The following is an 18,768-nucleotide window of genomic DNA, read 5'->3' as shown; positions in this document are numbered from 1 at the left end:
AGCTACGCCTCGTATCGTCCGGATTTTCCGCCATCTTTCAGCACCACGCGAATGCCTTCGATGGTCATCGATTTTTCCACCGCCTTGAGCATGTCATAGACGGTCAGCGCCGCGACCGAGACGGCCGTAAGCGCCTCCATCTCGACGCCGGTCTGCCCCGAGGTCTTGACCGTGGCAACAATTCGCACGCCTGGCAGGTCGGTATCTGGCGTCAGCTCGAGCGTGACTTTGGTGATCGGCAGCGGATGACACAGCGGGATCAGATCGGCGGTTTTCTTGGCCGCTATGATCCCCGCGATCCGCGAAATCCCCAGCACGTCACCCTTTTTCGCGCTGCCTTTGAGAACGTAATCAAGCGTTTCGGGGCGCATCTTCACGCAGCCCTCAGCCACGGCGATGCGGTCGGTTACCTCTTTATCCGACACGTCCACCATGTGGGCCTGCCCGGCCTCGTCGAAATGGCTCAGGCTCATGCGACCTCCAGCAAGTTGCGCGTGGCGCTGGCCACATCGTCTTGGCGCATCAGGCTTTCGCCGATCAGGAAGCGGCGCGCGCCGACTTGCGCCATCGCGGCGAGGTCGTCGCGGGTGAAAATGCCACTTTCGCAGACCAGATCGCGCCCGGCATTCAGGATTTCAGGGGCGAGTTGGCGGGTCACATCCAGCGTGACCTCGAAGGTTTTGAGATTACGGTTGTTCACGCCCAGAAGCGGCGATTTCAGATGTTTAAGGGCGCGCTCCAGTTCATCGGCGTCATGCACCTCGATCAGAACATCCATCCCCCAGCCCATCGCCGCATCTTCCAGCTCGACCGCCAGCGCATCCTCGACCGAGGCCATGATGATCAGGATACAATCGGCCCCCCAAGCGCGCGCCTCGGCAACCTGATAGGTGTCGTAAAGGAAATCCTTGCGCAAAGCGGGCAGGGCGCAGGCAGCGCGGGCGGCTTTGAGGAACTCCGGCGCGCCTTGGAAAGAGGGCGTATCGGTCAGCACCGACAGGCAGGCCGCGCCGCCCGCCTCATAGGCTTGCGCCAATGCGGGCGGGTCGAAATCGGGGCGGATCAAACCCTTGGAGGGTGAGGCTTTCTTGATCTCCGCGATCAGCCCGTAGCCGTTTTTTGCCTTGGCGCTCAGCGCGTTGGCAAAACCGCGCGTGGGGGCTTGAGCGCGCGCCTCGTCCTCAATCTCGGCAATCGGGCGGGTGGCTTTGGCAACGGCGATTTCGTCCAGCTTATAGGCTTTGATCTTGTCCAGAATCGTGCTCATGCACGCACCTCTTGCGTGATCCGCGCCAGTGTTTCCAACGCGGTCTTGGCACGCCCGGAATCGATGCTTTCGGCGGCCAGTTCCGCGCCCGATTTCAGATCGCTGACCTTGTCAGCAACCACCAGCGCGGCGGCCGCATTCAGGATCACCGCATCGCGATAGGCCGACGGCTCTCCCGCCATGACCGCGCGCAAAGCAGTCGCATTTTCGGCCGGGGTGCCGCCCAGCAAGTCGCGGAACGGATGCACCGGCAGGCCCGCATCCTCGGGGTGGATCGTGAGGCCCGTCACCTTGCCGTTTTCCAGCGCGGCCACCTCGGTCGTGCCGGTGATCGTGATCTCATCTGTGCCGTCCGAACCATGCACCAGCCACGCTTTTTCGCTGCCCAGCATCTGCAAGGTCTCGGCCATCGGCCAGATCAGATCGGGCGCGAAGGCGCCGGTCAACTGACGCTTGACGCCTGCGGGGTTGGTCAGCGGCCCGAGGATGTTGAAGATCGTCTTGCAGCCCAGTTCGAGGCGCACGGGCATCACATGTTTCATCGCCGGATGATGGATTTGCGCCATCATGAAGCCGATATTTGCCTCGGCCAAACCGCGCTCGGTAGCCTTCGGCCCCGCCATCACGTCAATACCCAATTCGCTTTGGACATCCGCTGTGCCTGACCGCGAACTGGCCGCGCGGTTGCCATGTTTGGCCACCGGAACCCCCGCGCCTGCCACGACAAAGGCGGCGGCCGTCGAGATGTTGAGCGTGTGCATCCCGTCGCCGCCCGTGCCCACGATATCGATTGCACCTTCGGGCGCGGTGACGGGCACGCATTTGGCGCGCATCGCGGCGGCGGCGGCGGCGTATTCGGATACCGATTCCCCGCGCGCCCGCATCGCCATTAAGAGGCCACCGATTTGGGCTTGGGTGGCCTCGCCGTTGAACAAGATTTCAAACGCGGCTTCGGCCTGTGCACGGCTGAGCGGACCCTCGGAAGCTGCGAAAATTAACGGTTTCATCGCGTCGCTCATGCGGGCACCTTCAGGTCAACGCCTGCCTCTGTCAGGAAATTCTTCAACATCGCATGGCCGTGTTGCGAGGCGATGGATTCGGGGTGGAACTGCACGCCCTCAATGAGCTTGTCGCGGTGGCGCAGCCCCATGATCGTGCCATCGGCCAGTTCGGCGGTAATTTCCAGACACTCGGGCAGGCTCTCGCGATCGACCACCAGCGAATGATAGCGCGTCGCCAGCAGCGGCGAGGGCAGGCCCGCAAACACGCCTTTGCCGTGATGCAGGATCTCGCCCATCTTGCCATGCACGATCTCGCTATGGCGAACGACCTTGCCGCCAAACGCCTCACCAATCGCCTGATGGCCCAGACACACGCCCAGCAGCGGCAGACCCGCCGATGCCGCAGCCAGCGTCAACGGCAGGCAAATCCCGGCTTGCGCAGGATCGCAGGGGCCGGGCGACAGGATGATCGCCTGCGCCCCCATGCCCATCGCCTGCCCGACATCGAGCGCATCATTGCGCCAGACCTGCACATCTGCGCCCAACTCGCCAAAATAATGCACCAGATTATAGGTGAAGCTGTCATAATTATCGATGAGCAGCAGCATGGCCGGGCCTCTCGTTTTTTATGTCCCGTGGCTTGCCCTTGAAAAGATGGACGCAAATTTGCGCCTGACATCAAAAGAGGGGTGAACCGGGGAACGGGTCGGGCTATAGATGCAATTAGCAGCGGGGTAGGGTCAAGGCCTCGCGCGATATGAAGAGCGCGCAAAACGACGCGCGTGGGGCAGTGGAGGCAGGCAGATGATGGCATCGGTGCTTAAAGGTATGGCGCTGGGAACCGGGGTGAGCGTGCTCGCTTTGGGTGCGGCTTCGGTCATGACGCCCTTGCCCAAGTCCGCCCAAACCATGCCGGCAAGTTCCAACGCGCCAAGCCAGCAAGCGGCGCAAGATGTAGCCCCCGCCGCCAGCCCTGTCGATGTGCCTGCGGGGTCGGATTTTGCGCGTGGCCCGTCTGACCGGGTGCCCGATATGCCCAATCCGGCAGGCGCGCCGCTGAGTGCGCCCAGTTCCGCGCCGCGCGCCCCTGTCAGCCAGTCCGATAGCGATCAGGCGGATATGACGGTCGCAGGCACCGATCCGGGCATGCGCCCGCTGGCCGACCCAAAAGCCCCCGAGCAGCAGCCCCAAGAGCCGCCAACCGCCGAGGCATTGGCCCAAGCGCCCGCGCCCGAGCAGCCGATCCCCGTGCCGCCGCCCGGCGAGGTGCAGACCCCTGCGCTTGGTGCAAACGAGGCGATGCCGGGAACGGATGCTCAGGTCGCGATGGCGGACCTTGATGTGACCTCGACTGTGCCGATGCCTCAACCGTTGCCGGGCAGCGATGCCCCGCCAACAGTCGTGCCCACTCCCTTGGGTGACGGGGCGCAAAACAGCGAACCTGCACGGGTGCAAGGCGCTGGCTCGGGGATGAACAAGCCCTCAAGCATGCCGGAACTGCCCGATGTGCAGGCGATGGGTGTGGTAAAGCCCGCGCTGCCTGCGCTGCCCGATGTGACGCAAGCCGAAATGCCGCACTCCATGCCGAGCGCGCCGCCAGTGCCGAAGGTTGGCGGAACCGAGATGCCCGACCCCGAAGGGCAACCACATACGATGCCCCGGTCGGGAATGGATGGAGCTGGGCCCGAAAACGGCGCGCCAAAGAAACCGCGCGTCATCACTTTGGGCGATGAGCCGCGCCGCTTGCCGGGCCAGCCGATTCAGGGCTTTCGCAATGCGCCAAATGTGGTTGTGGATCGCCTCCCCCAGATTGGCGCAGCGAGCGAGGCGGTCCCTGATGCCACGCCCGCCGATGAAACCGGCGATGGCGCGGATCAAACGCCTGCCGCCGATAACTCTGATTTGCCGCCGATTGAGCAGTACGCGCTGCCCTTCACGCATGACGATGCCAAATCGCTGTATTCCGTGGTGTTGATTGATCCGGGTGAGGCAGCAGGCGGGCTGGATGTCGATACGATTACCGCGCTTGATTTTCCCGTCACCATCGCGATTGATCCCACCCGGCCCGATGCGGCGCAAGATGCGCAAACCTTGCGCGCGGCAGGGCATGAGGTTGCCATCCTGGCGGCAGATTTGCCCCCCGATGCCACGCCCGAAGACCTTGAGGTCGCGCTTGAGGCGTGGCGTCAGGTGATCCCCGAAGCGGTGGCGGTGGTTGAGCGCCCCAAGCCCGTTTTCCAGAACACTCGCAATCTGGCGCGCCAGATGGTGTCGACGCTGGGGCGCGAAGGGATGGGGCTGGTGACGCAGGACCGTGGCTTTGATAGCGCCAATCAAATCGCGTCCACGGTGGATTTGCCGCGCGCAAAGGTCTGGCGGGTGCTGGATGATGCGCGTGAAAAAGCCCCGGTGATCGAGCGGATGCTGTCGCGCGCCGGCTTTGAGGCGGATCGCAGCGGCAAGATTGTGGTGATGATGTCGGCTTGGCCCGAGACGGTGAGCGCGCTCACTGACTGGGCACCCGAGGCCGCGACGAAATACGATCTCGCTCCGGTCTCGGCGGTGGCGCTGCAAGCCGTGAAGCCCGCTACAGACGGCAACTGACGCGCCGCTTTCGGGCGGCGCGTAGCGCAGGCAATCTAGCCGTTATTTCGTGACTGCACGAACAGCCCTGCATCCTCGGCAGCACGGCGCAAGGCGTTGGATTTATGCACGCTTTCCTGATATTCGGCCAGCGGATCACTGTCATAGACAACACCGCCTCCGGCCTGGATATACAGCGTCTCATCCTTGACCAGCGCGGTGCGCAGCGCGATGCACATGTCCATCTCGCCATTGGCGGCGAAATAGCCCACAGCGCCGCCATAGATACCGCGCTTTTCGGGTTCCAGCTCGTCGATGATCTCCATCGCGCGCACTTTCGGCGCGCCGGAGACCGTGCCTGCAGGCAGACCGGCCAGCAGCGCCGATAGCGCATCCTGACCATCGGCCAGCTCGCCCACGACGTTGGAGACGATATGCATGACGTGGGAATAGCGCTCGATGATGAATTTCTCGGTCGGGTGGACGGTGCCGATTTTGGCCACGCGACCCACATCGTTGCGCCCCAGATCGAGCAGCATCAAATGCTCGGCCAGTTCCTTTTTGTCCGCCAGCAGGTCTTCTTCCAGCGCCTTATCTTCGGCGGGCGTGGCCCCGCGCGGGCGGGTGCCTGCGATGGGGCGGATCGTGACCTCACCCTCGCGCAGCCGCACGAGGATTTCGGGCGAGGCGCCGACGATCTGGAAGCCGCCGAAATTGAGGAAAAACATGAACGGCGAGGGATTGGTGCGCCGCAAGCTGCGATAAAGCGCAAAGGGCGGCAGCGGGAAATCGGCGGCCCAGCGTTGCGCGGGCACGACCTGAAAGATGTCGCCCGCGCGGATGTAATCCTTGGCGCGCTCGACGGCGGCCATGTAGCTTTCCTGCGTGAAGTTCGAGCGCATCTCGCCGACCTGACGCATCTCGCCCAGATTGCGCCCCTCATTGGGCGCGCGGTCCAGATCGCGCAGCGCATCCGAGACGCGCTCCGCTGCTTGCGCATAGGCCGCGCGCGCCGACAGACCCGAGGACTGAAACGCAGGCGCGCATAAAATCACATCGCCCTTCACCCCATCCAGCACCGCCACGACGGACGGGCGCAGCAACATCGCATCAGGCACGCCGATAGGGTCGGGGTTCACGTTGGGCAGGTGCTCGACCAAACGGATCGTGTCATAGCCGAGATAGCCAAACAGACCGGCGGCAGCGGCGGGCAGCCCCTCGGGCATCTCGATGCGGCTTTCGGCGATCAGCGCGCGCAGGGATTCAAACGGATGGCCGGGCAGGTCTTCCCATGCCTCGTCAAAGCGCGCAGCGCGGTTGATGCGCGCCTGCGTGCCGCGACATTCCCATATCACATCGGGCTTCATTCCCACGATGGAATAGCGCCCGCGCACCTCGCCGCCCGTCACCGATTCCAGCATGAAGGAATTGGGCTGCGCCTCGGCCAGCTTGAGCATGAGCGACACCGGCGTGTCCAGATCTGCCGCAAGACGCGCATAGACAAGCTGGTTTTGACCCTTGGCCCAATTGGCCTCGAATTCCTCGAACGACGGTGAAAGAGCGACCACCTGAGGCCTCCTATTGGATCTGTGACTGCACCGCTGTGACGGCTTGGCTATCAAGCGTGAACTTGGTCTCGCCCTCGACCGCAGTGGCGTAGAAATTCAGCATGTCATTGGCCAGAGATTGCGACAGTTGCTGGTCGATCTGGCCCGAAATCAGCTTGGTGTCGGGGTCGTTCATATCGGCGTCCATGATCTTGTCGGTGACGATGACGTAAACCTTGCCATCCGCGCTGACCTGCGCCGCCTTGCCGGGATCGGTCGCAAACACTTTGTCGATCACGGCAGGCGAGAGATCATCGGAATAGCCGCCGCGCGCAATTGAGGGCACGGTTGTGGTCAACAGCCCCGTCGCACCCAGCGATTTGCCGCCCGCGATCTCGGCCAGCACGTCTTTGGCGCGCGCTTCCTTGGCGGATAGCGCCTGCGCGTCATGCCAAGCGCTGGCCACCTTGTCGCGCACCTGATCGAACGGGATCGGCGTGGGCGGCACGATCTTGTTCAGGCGCAGCGCAAAGACGCCGCCATCGGCAAGGTTCGCAAGCTCGGGGAAGTCGTCTTTGGTCACCGACTGCGCGGTTTTGCGGAACTCGTCATAGCCTGCGATGCCGTCTTTGCTGTCGGCGGTGAATTCGATCTGGCCAAGCTCCATATCGGTTTCCTTGGCCATGTCTTCCAGCGTCGCGCCGCCTGCCAGCTTGTCCGACAGGCTTTCGGTTTCCTGCGAAATTTCGCGGCGGGCTTTTTCAGTTTCGGCCTCGCCTGCAAGTTCCTCGCGGGCATCGGCAAACGAGGTTTCCTGCGCCGCGATGATCCCGTTCATCGACAACAGGGCAGGGCCAAGATCGGTGTCTATGGGGCCAACGACGCCAGGCGATTTGAGCGCGAACACCGCAGCGCCCGCCTTGCCCAACTGGTCTTGCGTCATGTCGCCCAGATCGGCGTCTTGCAGGGTCAGGCCGCGCTCTTTTGCCAGATCGGCAAAGCTTGCGGTGCCCGCATCCAGCTTGGCCTTTGCGGCCTCGGCGGATTTCATATCGGGATAGACCAGCCGTTCAACCAGCCGCTTTTCGGGTTGCTTGAACTCGGACAGGCGCGATTGATATTCCTGCTGCAAGGTCGCGTCGTCAATTTTGACCTTGTCTTTGAGCATCTCGGGCGTGAGCCACGCATAGGTGATGTCGCGCGTTTCGGGTGCGGTGAAATCGGCGATGTGGTCTTTGTAATAGGTCTGAAGCTGGTCATCTGTGGGCTTGGCAACCGGGGTTGCCAGATCGGGTTCGGTGATCTCGGCCCAAGTGAAGCCGCGCTTTTGCGAGACATATTGCGTGTAGGCATCGGTGACCGCTTCGGGCGCTTTCACGCCGCCACCCACCGCGCTTTGGATGATCGAACGGGCCAAGTCGCCGCGCAGCTGAGTCTCGAATTGCGGCTCGCTATAGCCTTCTTGACGCAGCGCAAACTTATAGGTCTCACGGTCGAACTTGCCGCTGGCATTGTGGAACGCCTGCACATTCATGATCTGCTTTTGCAACTCGCTATCGCCGACCGACACGCCCAAGCTGCGCGCGGCTTCGCCCAAGCTGGCCTCGCCAATCAGGCGGCCCAAGACCTGCTGATCCAGACCCGCCGCCTGCATCTGCGCCATCGTCACCGGCTGGCCCAGTTGCTGCGAGCGGCTTTGCATTTCCTGACGCAGCGCGCGGGCGTATTCGGTGACCGGAATTTGCGTCTCACCCACCGCGCCAACGGATTTCACATTGCCCGAGAACGAGCTGAAACCGAAGCCGCCAAGCCCCAGCACCAGCATCCCCAGCAAAATCCAGACGACCACGCTCTTGCCGTGACTGCGCAGCTTCATGGGCTATCCTCCTCGGACGTATCTTTTGGCGGTGTTTAGGGCTTTGACTGCAGGGCTGCAAGCCGTGCCATCACCTCACCGATAATGGTTGTGTCGATATTGGCGAACGCGATGCGCATTTGGCGGGCCGCCTGCGCGCTGCCATCAGGCATGAACATCGTCCCCGGAAGCATCAGCACGCCCGCTTCGCGCACCAGCGCGCGGGCAAAGTCTGGCGAGGGGCGCGGGTCGGGATGGGTGGCATAGGCGAAATAAGCACCACAGCCGAGCAGGTCCCAGCCTTCAAGCGCCTCAAGCCCCTGCGCCATCGCGGCGCGGCGGGCGAGGATTTCGCGCCGCTCGCCTGCCAGCCAGTCGCCGAGATTGCGCATCCCCCAAAGCGCGGCCATCTGGCCAAGCTGGTTGGGGCAGATCGCGACCGTATCAAGGAATTTCTCAACCTCGGCGAGACGCGTCTCGCTGGCCACGATCGCGCCGACGCGATGGCCGGTCAGGCGGTAGGCCTTGGAAAAAGAGTAGAGCTGGATGAAATAATCGGGCCAGTCGGGATCGGTGAACAGGTCGTGGGGCGCGCCTTCGCGGCTGTCGAAATCGCGATAGGTTTCATCCACGATCAGCGCGATCCGATGCGCGCGCGCCAGGTCTGCAAAGGCGCGGATCAGATCGGCGGGATATTCCACGCCGCCGGGATTGTTCGGGCTGACCAGAACGATGGCGCGGGTGCGCGGCGTGATCTTGGCGCGCGCCTCATCGGGGTCAGGCAGCAGGCCCGCACCGGGCGCGAGCGGCACCGTGCGCACGCCCGACATATCAAGCCACATCTTGTGATTGAAATACCAAGGCGTGGGCAGGATCACCTCGTCGCCCGGACCCGCCAGCGTGGCCAGCACCGCGCAAAACGCCTGATTGCAGCCCTGCGTGATCGCGACCTGTTCGGGGGCCACGCTGCCGCCATATTGGGGCGACCATTGCGTTGCGATCTGCGCGCGCAGTTCGGGCAGGCCCAGAACGGGGCCGTATAGATGGGCTTGCGGCTCGTGCAGCGCGGCCTGCGCAATCGCCTGACGCAAGCCTTCGGGGGGCAGATCAAGCGGTGCGGCCTGGCTGACATTGATCAAGGGGCGCTCGGGGGAGAAAGTCACCCCATCCAGCCAGCGCCGCGCCTCCATCACCGGCGGGGCGAAGGTGGCGGCGATTGCGGGATTGAGCGGGTGTGGCATCGGGTGTCCTTTGGCTGGTCGCGCGAGATCAGCAGAGGGCGACGGGATTGGCAAGCCGCAGATGCCTCCGGCGGGAGTATTTTTGGCTAGATGAAAGGATTATTCCTGTCGCGGCGGGCGGATCACGAAGCCATGGCGCACATACCATTCGCGCAAGGTCAGCGCGATAACGACCAGATCGAGCACCGTGAGCAGCAGCATCGAGACCGCGTGGTGCAGGCTCCAGAGATAGAGCTGGTAGGTCACGAAGGCGGTCAGTAACACAATCGCACCGGGATAGGCCCAAAGCACGCCACGCATCAGCAAGATCACCACAATCAATTTCAGCGCGCCGTGGCTGGTGAAGTAAAAGCCATAAAAGCTTTGCGTCTCGATCGAGAAATGCTGCGCGGCATGCAACAGCGCATTGGCGATCGCATCCTTGGGGTATTCGGCCAACTCGTGCTGGGTCAGCCATTGCGCCACGCGCAGAACCGCGCTGCCCGGCAGGCCCAAAAGGGCCAGACCCGAGAGGGTTTCCGCAGCCGCGAACAGCGCCTTAAGCATGAGGCTCGCCTCGAACACCCAATGCAGGAACCGCCCGAGGCGCGTATCGGGCGCAAGCAGGCGCATCGTGTCAGTCGGTGCCGCGATAGGGCTGCACATATTGCAGCGCCATGTCCCAGGGGAAGAAGATCCAGGTGTCCTGGCTGACCTCGGTGATGAAGGTGTCAACCAGCGGCTCGCCTTGGGGTTTGGCATAGCAGGTGGCGAAATGCGCTTTGGGGAACAGGTCGCGCACCAGTTGCAGCGTCTTGCCGGTATCGACGAGATCATCGACGATCAGCACGCCTTCGCCGCCATTTTCCATAAACGACGCTTGCGGCGGTTTAATCACCTCGGGCTCGCGCTGTTCCTGATGGTTGTAGCTTTTTACCGAGATCGTATCGACCATGCGGATATCGAGTTCGCGCGCAACCACGGCTGCGGGCACCAGACCGCCGCGCGTGATCCCCAAAACGCCGCGCCAACTGCCGTTATCCGGCCCCTTGCCATCCAGCCGCCACGCCAGCGCGCGGGCATCGCGATGCAGCTGGTCCCAGCTGACGTGAAAGCCTTTTTCATGGGGCAAAAGGTCGGGCATCGGGGTCTCCTCAGGGCGGTCAGGTCAGGGCAAGTTTCAGGCCGAGCAAGGCGAGCAAGCCGCCAAAGACACGCTCGATCACGGATTTCAGGTTTAGATAGGTGGCGCGGGTTTTTTCCAGCGAAAAGATCCGCGCGACGATGATATTCCAGCCCGCATCGTTGAAAAACACGATGCCGAGAATCGCGCCATAGGCCCAAAGCGGGGCCGTGGGCGGGATGAAGGTCAGGAAAAACGTGCCAAAGAACACGGCCGCTTTCGGGTTGGCAAGTTGCGTCGAGATGCCCAGCCAGATCAGGCGCAGCGGCGAGCGGTCTTTGGGCAGGCTGGGCAAATCTGTGTCCATCGGATCCCCCGAATGACGCCACATCTTATAGGCCATATAAAGCAGATAGGCGGCGCCTGCGAATTTCAGACCCGTCAGCAAAACCGGGGCGACTTTGAACACCAGCGCCAGCCCGAACAGCGCGGCGGCTGCCCAGATGCACGCCCCGAGGCCAATGCCGATCGCCAGCCAGACGCCGCGCACGAACCCCTCGCGCAAGCTGGTGCGCATCGCAAGCAGCACCGCAGGCCCCGGCGACATCGCCGCCGCTAGATGCACGAAATACAGCGCTGTAAAGGCCGCGAGGCTCATATCCGTTCTTTCAGATCAGTCTTTGCGCCCGGTGACCACGTCAATATCGGGCGCGTCCACCGCTTTCATACCCACGACATGATAGCCCGCATCGACATGCAGCGTTTCGCCCGTGGTGCCCGAACCCAGATCAGACAGCAGATACAGCGCGGCCTTGCCGACCTCTTCCTGCGTCACGTTGCGGCGCAGTGGCGAGTTCAACTCGTTCCACTTCATGATGTAGCGGAAATCGCCAATGCCGCTGGCGGCCAGCGTCTTGATCGGGCCGGCCGAAATCGCGTTGCAGCGGATGCCGTCCTTGCCCAGATCCTCGGCGATATATTTCACCGATGCTTCAAGCGCCGCCTTGGCCACGCCCATCACATTATAATGCGGCATCACCTGTTCCGCGCCGTAATAGGTCAGCGTGAGCAGCGAGCCGCCATCGCTCATCAGTGCCGAGGCGCGCGCGCACACGGCGGTAAACGAATAGACCGAGATATCCATCGTCATCGTGAAATTGTCGCGCGAGGTGTCAACGTAACGCCCACGCAGCTCGTTCTTATCCGAGAAGCCGATTGCGTGGACGACGAAATCCAGCTTGCCCCATTTTTCCTTGAGCGTGTCAAACAGCGTGTCGATCGAGGTCTCGTCGGCGACATCACATTCGATCAGCGTATCGGCGCCCAATGTTGCCGCCAGCGGCCCGACGCGTTTTTTCAGCGCCTCGCCCTGATAGGAAAATGCAAGCTCTGCGCCAGCCTCTCCCAGCGCCTTGGCAATGCCCCAGGCGATGGATTTATCATTCGCGAGGCCCATAATCAGGCCGCGTTTGCCCACCATCAGGTTGTTCGACATGTCAGGTTTTCCCTCGCTGCGCTCTGGTAAGTCTGATTGCTTTAGGCGAAAGGTGAAGACGCATCAAGGCTGCTGACTTGCGCGCGCGCGCATTGTGCGCCGGGGCAAGGGGTGGCTGGCACGCTGATGGAGGGTGATATGAGTGACCGGAGTGGGATTTTCGCGGGTGAAAACCCGTTTGCGATTGCGCAGCGCTGGCTGGACGAGGCGCAGCAGACCGAGATCAACGACCCCAACGCGATTGCGCTGGCGAGTGTCGATGAAGACGGGATGCCCAATGCGCGCATGGTGCTGCTGAAGGAAATCGAGGGCGTCGAGATGCCCTCGGGCGGGGCGTTTGTGTTTTATACCAATTACGGCTCGGCCAAGGCGCGTGAGGTTGAGGGCGCGGGCAAGGCGGCCTTCGTGATGCATTGGAAATCCTTGCGTCGCCAGATTCGGGTGCGCGGGCTGGTGACGCGTGAAGATGGCGCGCAGGCGGATGCCTATTATGCGTCGCGTTCGCTCAAATCGCGGCTGGGGGCATGGGCCTCGCGACAAAGTGAGCCGTTGTCATCGCGCGCGAGCCTGATGGCCGATGTCGCCAAGATCACCGCGACGCATGGCACGAACCCAAAACGGCCCGAATTCTGGGGAGGGTTCAGAATCAAGCCCTTGGAGATCGAATTCTGGGCGGATGGCGCGTTTCGTCTGCATGATCGGTTCCGCTGGACGCGCCAATCGGGCGATGCTGCGTGGCAAATCTCCCGCCTAAATCCCTGAATTTCACGCTTCGTGAAATGCGAACCCACTTGAATCACGAGGAATTCTCTTGATGATCTATCCCTTGGCGCGCCAGACTGTGAGCAGGAAAGACCAGCGAACAGGAAAGCCCGAACATGCAGACGGGATGGAAAATGCTAGGCGAAAGCCCAGAATTATTGAGCGAGATTACCGGCGAGGTGAAGTGGTTCGACCCGGTCAAAGGGTTCGGATTCATTCTGGATCGAAGCGGTGGGCCGGATATTTTGCTGCATGCGAATGTGTTGCGCAATTTCGGACAGGGCTCGGTGGCCGATCATGCGCAGATCTCGGTCAAGGTGCAGTCCACGCCGCGGGGATCGCAGGCCGTCGAAGTGTTGACGATCGAGCCGCCCGAGGGCGAAATCGTCGCGCCGATCGAGGATTTGGGCGACAACACCCCCGAGGAAATCACCGCATTGCCGATGGAGCCTGCACGGGTGAAGTGGTTCGAGAAGGCCAAGGGATTCGGTTTTGCCAATGTGTTCGAACGCGACGAGGACGTGTTCATTCATATGGAAGTGCTGCGCCGCTCGGGCTTTGCCGATCTGGCTCCGGGCGAGGCGGTGTGCCTTCGCGTGATCGAGGGCAAACGGGGTCGCATGGCAGCGCAGGTGCTGGCATGGGACGCAAGTTCGCGCCCGTCGCGCTAGGCGCAGCACGCGCGCTTTTTGCGACACTCGCAGCGGCGCTGCTGTTGGCGCTGTTTCTGGGTGTCTCGACCGTCAGCGCCCAAGCCCAAAGCGCGCCGCAATGTCGCGAGGACTTGGCGATCTTGCGCCATGACGGGCAACTGAGCCAATTCACCGTCGAGATCGCAGCAACTCCCGCCGAGCGCGCGCAAGGTCTGATGGGGCGGCGCCAGATGCCTACAAGCGCGGGGATGCTATTTGTTTACCCCGATGCGCGCGAAGTCTCGTTCTGGATGCATGAAACGCCGCTACCGCTCGACATCCTCTATATTGATGCGACGGGGCGGGTGGCCAAAATCGCGCGCAATGCCACACCCTTTGATGACACGCCGATTCCCTCGGGTGCGTCGGTGCAATATGTTCTTGAGATCAACGGCGGATTGGCCGCGCGTCTGGGCATCAGTGAGGGTGCTGAGTTGGCCCATACCGCGATTGATCAGACGCACGCGGCATTTCCCTGTCCGTGACCCCTTTCCTTGGCGCCGCGCTGCGGTTATGAAACCCGCAGTCGGGGCGTAGCGCAGCCTGGTAGCGCGTCTGTTTTGGGTACAGAAGGTCGTGAGTTCGAATCTCGCCGCCCCGACCATCCTCTCTTGTGTTAGGTTTACGTGCGCCACTACATCTTGTGGTTGCTGATCGCTGTGGCTCTAGAGGCACGTTCAGCGATTTCGACAGAAAAACCGTCATCCCCCTGTCATATTGTCCACAAGATATTGTGGTGTGTGGATGAATTGCCCACATTCACGGCTTCGTTACCGCCAAGCCCTAATGATCACAGGCATTTTTCGCCGCGTCCCGATCAAGGTTATCCACAAGGGCGGTGTGGGTGAATCAGGGGCAGGCGACGAATCCCCACGGGTCAATATAAAAATCGCCCCCGTGAGCCTTAAAGATTCGTTGACGGATGATGCGCCCTACGGCAGGTTGTGGTTCGTCAGCGTCGTGAACACCAGATGTAGTGGGGCGGGCGGGCCAAGGGACAGTAGTTGGGACGCAGCACCGCAGTGTTGTGGCGACTCGCATTCTTAGAATGGCGAGACCGATTTTCCTTTGCCGCCTGCTAAGTTTCACTCGCGCATTGAAATGAGGAATTGGGCAGATGAAGATCGAGCGGAAATTTACCACCGAAGACACCGGCGCTTATGGCGCACTGGACTTCACGACGACGGCCTCGGAGATTCGCAATCCCGATGGCACGGTGGTCTTTTCCAACGATAGCGTCGAAGTTCCCAAACGCTGGAGCCAGGTCGCCTCGGACGTGCTGGCGCAGAAATATTTCCGCAAGGCTGGCGTTCCGGCAGCTCTGAAAAAGGTCAAGGAAAAGGGCGTGCCCGAATTCCTCTGGCGCTCGGTTCCTGATGAGGCCGCATTGGCGGGGCTGCCCGAAGAGGCGCGCTTTACGGGCGAATCCTCGGCCAAGCAGGTGTTTGATCGTCTGGCGGGCGCGTGGTGCTATTGGGGCTGGAAGGGGGGCTATTTCACCTCCGAAGCCGATGCGCAGGCCTATTATGACGAGATGCGCTTCATGCTGGCCGAACAGATGGCCGCGCCGAACTCGCCGCAATGGTTCAACACCGGCCTGCACTGGGCCTATGGCATCGACGGTCCCGGCCAAGGGCACTATTACGTCGATCATCAATCGGGCAAGCTGACGAAATCGGCCTCGGCCTATGAGCATCCCCAACCCCATGCCTGTTTCATCCAGTCGGTCAAAGACGATCTGGTGGGCGATGGCGGCATCATGGATCTTTGGGTGCGTGAGGCGCGTCTGTTCAAATACGGCTCGGGCACGGGCACCAACTTCTCCAGCCTGCGCGCGGCCGGTGAGTCGCTTTCGGGTGGTGGTAAATCCAGCGGCTTGATGGGGTTCCTGAAAATCGGTGACCGCGCAGCAGGCGCGATCAAGTCGGGCGGCACCACGCGGCGCGCCGCAAAGATGGTGATCTGCGACATGGATCACCCCGATATCGAGCAATTCGTGAACTGGAAGGTGATCGAAGAGCAGAAAGTCGCCAGCCTTGTGGCCGGCTCGAAACTGCACGAGCGTGAGCTGAACAAGATCTTCACCGCGATCCGCGAATTTGACGGCTCGGACGAAACCTCGGTCGATCCCGCCAGCAATCCGGCCCTGAAAGAGGCGATCAAATCCGCCAAGCGCGTGATGATCCCCGAAACCTATATCAACCGCGTGCTGCAGTATGCGCGTCAGGGCTATGGCAGCATCGAATTTCCGACCTATGACACCGATTGGGATAGCGAGGCCTATGTCTCGGTCTCGGGTCAGAACTCGAACAACTCGGTGCGCGTGACCAATGCGTTCCTGCAAGCCGTCAAGGACGACGCCCCGTGGGAGCTGCTCCAGCGCACCGATGGCAAGGTTGCCAAAACCATCCGCGCGCGTGAATTGTGGGAGCAGGTCGGTCACGCCGCTTGGGCCTGTGCCGATCCGGGCATCCAGTTCCATGACACCGTGAACGATTGGCACACTTGCCCCGAAGATGGCGCGATCCGTGGGTCGAACCCGTGCTCGGAATATATGTTCCTCGATGACACGGCCTGTAACCTTGCGTCGATGAACCTGCTGACCTTTTACAAGGACGGCAAGTTCGACGCCCAAGCCTATGTCCATGCGACCCGTCTTTGGACGGTGACGCTGGAAATCTCAGTGTTGATGGCGCAATTCCCGTCCAAAGAGATCGCGCAGCGGTCGTATGATTTCCGCACGCTGGGTCTGGGCTATGCCAATATCGGCGGCCTGCTGATGAACATGGGCTTTGGCTATGACAGCACCGAGGGCCGCGCGCTCTGTGGCGCTTTGACCGCTGTGATGACGGGCGTGTCCTATGCCACCTCGGCCGAGATGGCGGGCGAGTTGGGGCCGTTCCCGGGGTATCAGAAAAACGCCGAGCACATGCTGCGCGTGATCCGCAACCACCGCACCGCCGCGCAGGGCAAGACCGAGGGCTATGAGAAGCTCGCCGTGAAACCCGTCGCGCTGGATCATGCGGGCTGCCCCGATCAGGGTCTGGTGGAACTCGCGCAGAAGGCCTGGGACGAGGCGCTGAGCCTTGGCGAGCAGCACGGCTATCGCAACGCCCAAGTCTCGGTCATCGCGCCCACCGGCACGATCGGTCTGGTGATGGATTGCGACACGACGGGTATCGAGCCTGACTTCGCTCTGGTGAAGTTCAAGAAACTCGCAGGCGGTGGCTATTTCAAGATCATCAACCGCTCGGTGCCCGCAGCGCTGGAAAAGCTGGGTTACGGGTCGGCGCAGATCGAGGAAATGATCGCCCATGCCGTGGGTCATGCCAGCCTTGGCAATTGCCCCGACATCAACACCACCGCACTGATCGGGCATGGCTTTGGCCCGCGCGAGATTGAAAAGGTAGAGGCCGCGCTGCCCACCGCCTTTGACATCCGTTTCGTGTTCAACCAGTGGACGCTGGGCGAAGAGTTCTGCACCAAAACGCTGGGCATTCCGGCGGAAAAACTGAACGATCCGACCTTTGACATGCTGCGTCACCTTGGCTTCACCAAGGCACAGGTCGAAGCCGCCAATAACCACGTTTGCGGCAGCATGACGCTGGAAGGCGCACCGCATCTGAAAGATGAGCATCTGGGCGTGTTCGATTGCGCCAATGCCTGCGGCAAAACCGGCAAGCGCTATCTGTCGGTGGAAAGCCACATCACGATGATGGCGGCGGCTCAGTCGTTCATCTCGGGCGCGATTTCCAAGACGATCAACATGCCCAACTCTGCCTCGATCGACGAAACGCTGGCGGCTTATGAACTGAGCTGGTCGCTCGGCATCAAGGCGAACGCGCTTTATCGTGACGGCTCGAAACTTAGCCAGCCGCTGGCTTCGGCGCTGATCGAGGATGATGAGGACGCCGAAGAAATCCTGGCCAGCGGTTCGGCGCAGGAAAAGGCCGCCGTGCTGGCCGAGAAGATCATCGAGAAGGTGATCGTCAAGGAAACCGTGCGCAGCCATCGCGAGAAACTGCCCACGCGCCGCAAGGGTTACACGCAAAAGGCCGTGGTCGGTGGCCATAAAGTCTACCTGCGCACCGGCGAATATGACGACGGTGATCTGGGCGAGATTTTCATCGACATGCACAAGGAAGGCGCTGGCTTCCGCGCGATGATGAACAACTTCGCCATCGCGGTGTCGGTTGGCCTTCAATATGGCGTACCGCTGGAGGAATTCGTCGATGCCTTCACCTTCACCAAGTTCGAACCCGCAGGCATGGTGCAAGGCAATGACAGCATCAAGAACGCGACTTCGATCCTCGATTATGTGTTCCGCGAACTGGCCGTAAGCTATCTCGACCGCACCGATCTGGCGCATGTGAAACCGCAAGGCGCGACGTTTGATGATCTGGGCGGCGGCGAGTCCGAGGGCAAACCCAATATCGAGCCGGTCTCGGACAAAGCCAGCAAATCGCTGGAAGTGCTGCGCCAGATCTCCTCGACCGGCTACCTGCGCAAGCGGATGCCGCAAGAGCTGATGGTGCTGCAAGGCGGGGGCGGTATGACGGGGCTGGCCGGCGGGGCGGTTGGCGATGTTCTGACCAGCGAGACCGTGCAAGCCAAGGTCACCACGACCACCGCCGTCTCTTCGGGCGGAATTCAGATGGATGCGCGCGCCAAGGCCAAGATGCAGGGCTACGAGGGCGAGGCCTGCGGCGATTGCGGCAACTACACGCTCGTGCGCAACGGCACCTGCATGAAGTGCAACACCTGCGGCGCGACCAGCGGCTGTAGCTGAACAAAACAACAGCCCCGGTGCCACGGCGCCGGGGCTTGACTGACAAGCCCGCTCAGGCGGGATCGGGAAGGGACGCAAGTGGAACTGATCGTTGGAAATAAGCGGGTCACGCCCGAGGCGCTGCGCGAGATCCCCGGCGGGATTGAGGCCGATCTGGCCGGTGAGGCGCTGACCTCGCTGATCGACGCGACGTTTCGGGGTTATGCCTCGATTGAAATGCTCGGCGGTGATCTGGACCGCCAGCGTATGGATGTCATCGACATCCGCATGGCGGGGGCTGCGACCACGGTCACGCTGCGCTGCCACGGCGCGATGGCGCTGCACTGAAAGAAGAATGACATCCGGGGCGGGTGCGCTCGCCCTAGACGCTGAGAAGGCCCAGGCGAAACCAATAACACCTCGGGCGGTGAATCAACGAGCCTGATCAGCGAGAC

General features: G+C 61.9%; 17 protein-coding genes and 1 tRNA gene. 7 read left to right on the top strand and 11 right to left on the bottom strand.

The window, feature by feature from the left end; genetic code table 11:
- Positions 1 to 2 precede the first annotated feature (2 nt).
- From moaC to DT23_RS01470, 4 genes are read right to left on the bottom strand one after another with little or no spacing between them, the layout of a single operon-like run.
- On the bottom strand, positions 3 to 473 hold the full coding sequence (moaC, locus tag DT23_RS01485) for a cyclic pyranopterin monophosphate synthase MoaC (protein ID WP_038127409.1): 471 nt from the start codon (positions 471 to 473) through the stop codon (positions 3 to 5).
- Complete coding sequence (gene trpC / locus DT23_RS01480; protein WP_038127406.1) at positions 470 to 1,267, bottom strand: indole-3-glycerol phosphate synthase TrpC; 798 nt, start codon at positions 1,265 to 1,267, stop codon at positions 470 to 472. The genes moaC and trpC overlap by 4 nt, the downstream gene beginning before the upstream one ends.
- Positions 1,264 to 2,286 (bottom strand): anthranilate phosphoribosyltransferase, encoded by a 1,023-nt coding sequence (gene trpD, locus DT23_RS01475; RefSeq protein WP_038127405.1) that lies wholly within the window; start codon positions 2,284 to 2,286, stop codon positions 1,264 to 1,266. Before trpD ends, trpC begins: the two co-directional genes overlap by 4 nt.
- Positions 2,283 to 2,876 carry an anthranilate synthase component II gene (locus tag DT23_RS01470; RefSeq protein ID WP_038127404.1) on the bottom strand — a complete coding sequence of 198 codons (594 nt, stop codon included), beginning with the start codon at positions 2,874 to 2,876 and terminating at the stop codon, positions 2,283 to 2,285. Before DT23_RS01470 ends, trpD begins: the two co-directional genes overlap by 4 nt.
- 196 nt (positions 2,877 to 3,072) lie before the next feature.
- Between DT23_RS01470 and DT23_RS18345 the strand changes: the two genes are divergently transcribed.
- Positions 3,073 to 4,872, top strand: a complete 1,800-nt coding sequence (locus tag DT23_RS18345) for a divergent polysaccharide deacetylase family protein (RefSeq protein ID WP_051696962.1) — start codon at positions 3,073 to 3,075, stop codon at positions 4,870 to 4,872.
- Positions 4,873 to 4,907: 35 nt separating this feature from the next.
- On the opposite strand, the gene trpE is transcribed toward DT23_RS18345, so the two are convergent.
- From trpE to fabI, 7 genes are all read right to left on the bottom strand, one after another.
- A complete protein-coding gene (trpE, locus tag DT23_RS01460; RefSeq protein WP_038127402.1) occupies positions 4,908 to 6,419 on the bottom strand; it encodes an anthranilate synthase component I in 1,512 nt (503 codons plus the stop codon).
- A 10-nt stretch (positions 6,420 to 6,429) separates the two neighbouring features.
- Positions 6,430 to 8,274: a SurA N-terminal domain-containing protein gene (locus tag DT23_RS01455; RefSeq protein WP_038127401.1), complete on the bottom strand. Its 1,845-nt coding sequence runs from the start codon at positions 8,272 to 8,274 to the stop codon at positions 6,430 to 6,432.
- Between the two features lie 35 nt (positions 8,275 to 8,309).
- Positions 8,310 to 9,494 (bottom strand): aminotransferase, encoded by a 1,185-nt coding sequence (locus DT23_RS01450; RefSeq protein ID WP_038127400.1) that lies wholly within the window; start codon positions 9,492 to 9,494, stop codon positions 8,310 to 8,312.
- A 99-nt stretch (positions 9,495 to 9,593) separates the two neighbouring features.
- The gene (locus DT23_RS01445; protein ID WP_081846875.1) at positions 9,594 to 10,139 is read right to left on the bottom strand and encodes a DUF2127 domain-containing protein; all 546 of its coding nucleotides are present in this window, start codon (positions 10,137 to 10,139) and stop codon (positions 9,594 to 9,596) included.
- The gene (gene gpt / locus DT23_RS01440; RefSeq protein ID WP_038127398.1) at positions 10,111 to 10,617 is read right to left on the bottom strand and encodes a xanthine phosphoribosyltransferase; all 507 of its coding nucleotides are present in this window, start codon (positions 10,615 to 10,617) and stop codon (positions 10,111 to 10,113) included. The genes DT23_RS01445 and gpt overlap by 29 nt, the downstream gene beginning before the upstream one ends.
- 19 nt (positions 10,618 to 10,636) lie before the next feature.
- Entirely contained in the window at positions 10,637 to 11,254 is a 618-nt protein-coding gene (locus DT23_RS01435; RefSeq protein WP_038127396.1) for a LysE family translocator, read from the bottom strand.
- A 15-nt stretch (positions 11,255 to 11,269) separates the two neighbouring features.
- Entirely contained in the window at positions 11,270 to 12,091 is an 822-nt protein-coding gene (gene fabI, locus DT23_RS01430) for an enoyl-ACP reductase FabI (protein WP_038127395.1), read from the bottom strand.
- Positions 12,092 to 12,229: 138 nt separating this feature from the next.
- Here fabI and pdxH point away from each other — a divergent pair, with 138 nt between their 5' ends.
- From pdxH to DT23_RS01400, 6 genes are all read left to right on the top strand, one after another.
- Positions 12,230 to 12,853, top strand: coding sequence for a pyridoxamine 5'-phosphate oxidase (pdxH, locus tag DT23_RS01425; RefSeq protein WP_038127733.1), 624 nt, complete (start codon positions 12,230 to 12,232; stop codon positions 12,851 to 12,853).
- A gap of 134 nt (positions 12,854 to 12,987) precedes the next feature.
- On the top strand, positions 12,988 to 13,524 hold the full coding sequence (locus DT23_RS01420; protein ID WP_038127730.1) for a cold-shock protein: 537 nt from the start codon (positions 12,988 to 12,990) through the stop codon (positions 13,522 to 13,524).
- Entirely contained in the window at positions 13,494 to 14,030 is a 537-nt protein-coding gene (locus DT23_RS01415; protein WP_081846874.1) for a DUF192 domain-containing protein, read from the top strand. The genes DT23_RS01420 and DT23_RS01415 overlap by 31 nt, the downstream gene beginning before the upstream one ends.
- Before the next feature lie 42 nt (positions 14,031 to 14,072).
- Positions 14,073 to 14,149, top strand: a tRNA-Pro gene (locus tag DT23_RS01410).
- Positions 14,150 to 14,662: 513 nt separating this feature from the next.
- The gene (locus tag DT23_RS01405) at positions 14,663 to 18,334 is read left to right on the top strand and encodes a vitamin B12-dependent ribonucleotide reductase (protein ID WP_038127393.1); all 3,672 of its coding nucleotides are present in this window, start codon (positions 14,663 to 14,665) and stop codon (positions 18,332 to 18,334) included.
- A 78-nt stretch (positions 18,335 to 18,412) separates the two neighbouring features.
- Positions 18,413 to 18,661, top strand: a complete 249-nt coding sequence (locus tag DT23_RS01400; RefSeq protein WP_038127392.1) for a hypothetical protein — start codon at positions 18,413 to 18,415, stop codon at positions 18,659 to 18,661.
- Positions 18,662 to 18,768: the final 107 nt, after the last annotated feature.

The organism is Thioclava indica, from assembly GCF_000714545.1.
In the GTDB taxonomy this organism is placed as follows: Bacteria; Pseudomonadota; Alphaproteobacteria; order Rhodobacterales; family Rhodobacteraceae; genus Thioclava; species Thioclava indica.
This window is presented reverse-complemented; position numbering and strand designations above follow the sequence as displayed.

Excerpts from the sequence above, each read along its gene's own strand:
- moaC (WP_038127409.1), bottom strand. The coding sequence starts at position 473 with ATGAGCCTGAGCCATTTCGACGAGGCCGGGCAGGCCCACATGGTGGAC.
- trpC (WP_038127406.1), bottom strand. The coding sequence starts at position 1,267 with ATGAGCACGATTCTGGACAAGATCAAAGCCTATAAGCTGGACGAAATC.
- trpD (WP_038127405.1), bottom strand. The coding sequence starts at position 2,286 with ATGAGCGACGCGATGAAACCGTTAATTTTCGCAGCTTCCGAGGGTCCG.
- DT23_RS01470 (WP_038127404.1), bottom strand. The coding sequence starts at position 2,876 with ATGCTGCTGCTCATCGATAATTATGACAGCTTCACCTATAATCTGGTG.
- DT23_RS18345 (WP_051696962.1), top strand. The coding sequence starts at position 3,073 with ATGATGGCATCGGTGCTTAAAGGTATGGCGCTGGGAACCGGGGTGAGC.
- DT23_RS01455 (WP_038127401.1), bottom strand. The coding sequence starts at position 8,274 with ATGAAGCTGCGCAGTCACGGCAAGAGCGTGGTCGTCTGGATTTTGCTG.
- DT23_RS01450 (WP_038127400.1), bottom strand. The coding sequence starts at position 9,494 with ATGCCACACCCGCTCAATCCCGCAATCGCCGCCACCTTCGCCCCGCCG.
- DT23_RS01445 (WP_081846875.1), bottom strand. The coding sequence starts at position 10,139 with ATGTGCAGCCCTATCGCGGCACCGACTGACACGATGCGCCTGCTTGCG.
- gpt (WP_038127398.1), bottom strand. The coding sequence starts at position 10,617 with ATGCCCGACCTTTTGCCCCATGAAAAAGGCTTTCACGTCAGCTGGGAC.
- DT23_RS01435 (WP_038127396.1), bottom strand. The coding sequence starts at position 11,254 with ATGAGCCTCGCGGCCTTTACAGCGCTGTATTTCGTGCATCTAGCGGCG.
- fabI (WP_038127395.1), bottom strand. The coding sequence starts at position 12,091 with ATGTCGAACAACCTGATGGTGGGCAAACGCGGCCTGATTATGGGCCTC.
- pdxH (WP_038127733.1), top strand. The coding sequence starts at position 12,230 with ATGAGTGACCGGAGTGGGATTTTCGCGGGTGAAAACCCGTTTGCGATT.
- DT23_RS01420 (WP_038127730.1), top strand. The coding sequence starts at position 12,988 with ATGCTAGGCGAAAGCCCAGAATTATTGAGCGAGATTACCGGCGAGGTG.
- DT23_RS01415 (WP_081846874.1), top strand. The coding sequence starts at position 13,494 with ATGGGACGCAAGTTCGCGCCCGTCGCGCTAGGCGCAGCACGCGCGCTT.
- DT23_RS01405 (WP_038127393.1), top strand. The coding sequence starts at position 14,663 with ATGAAGATCGAGCGGAAATTTACCACCGAAGACACCGGCGCTTATGGC.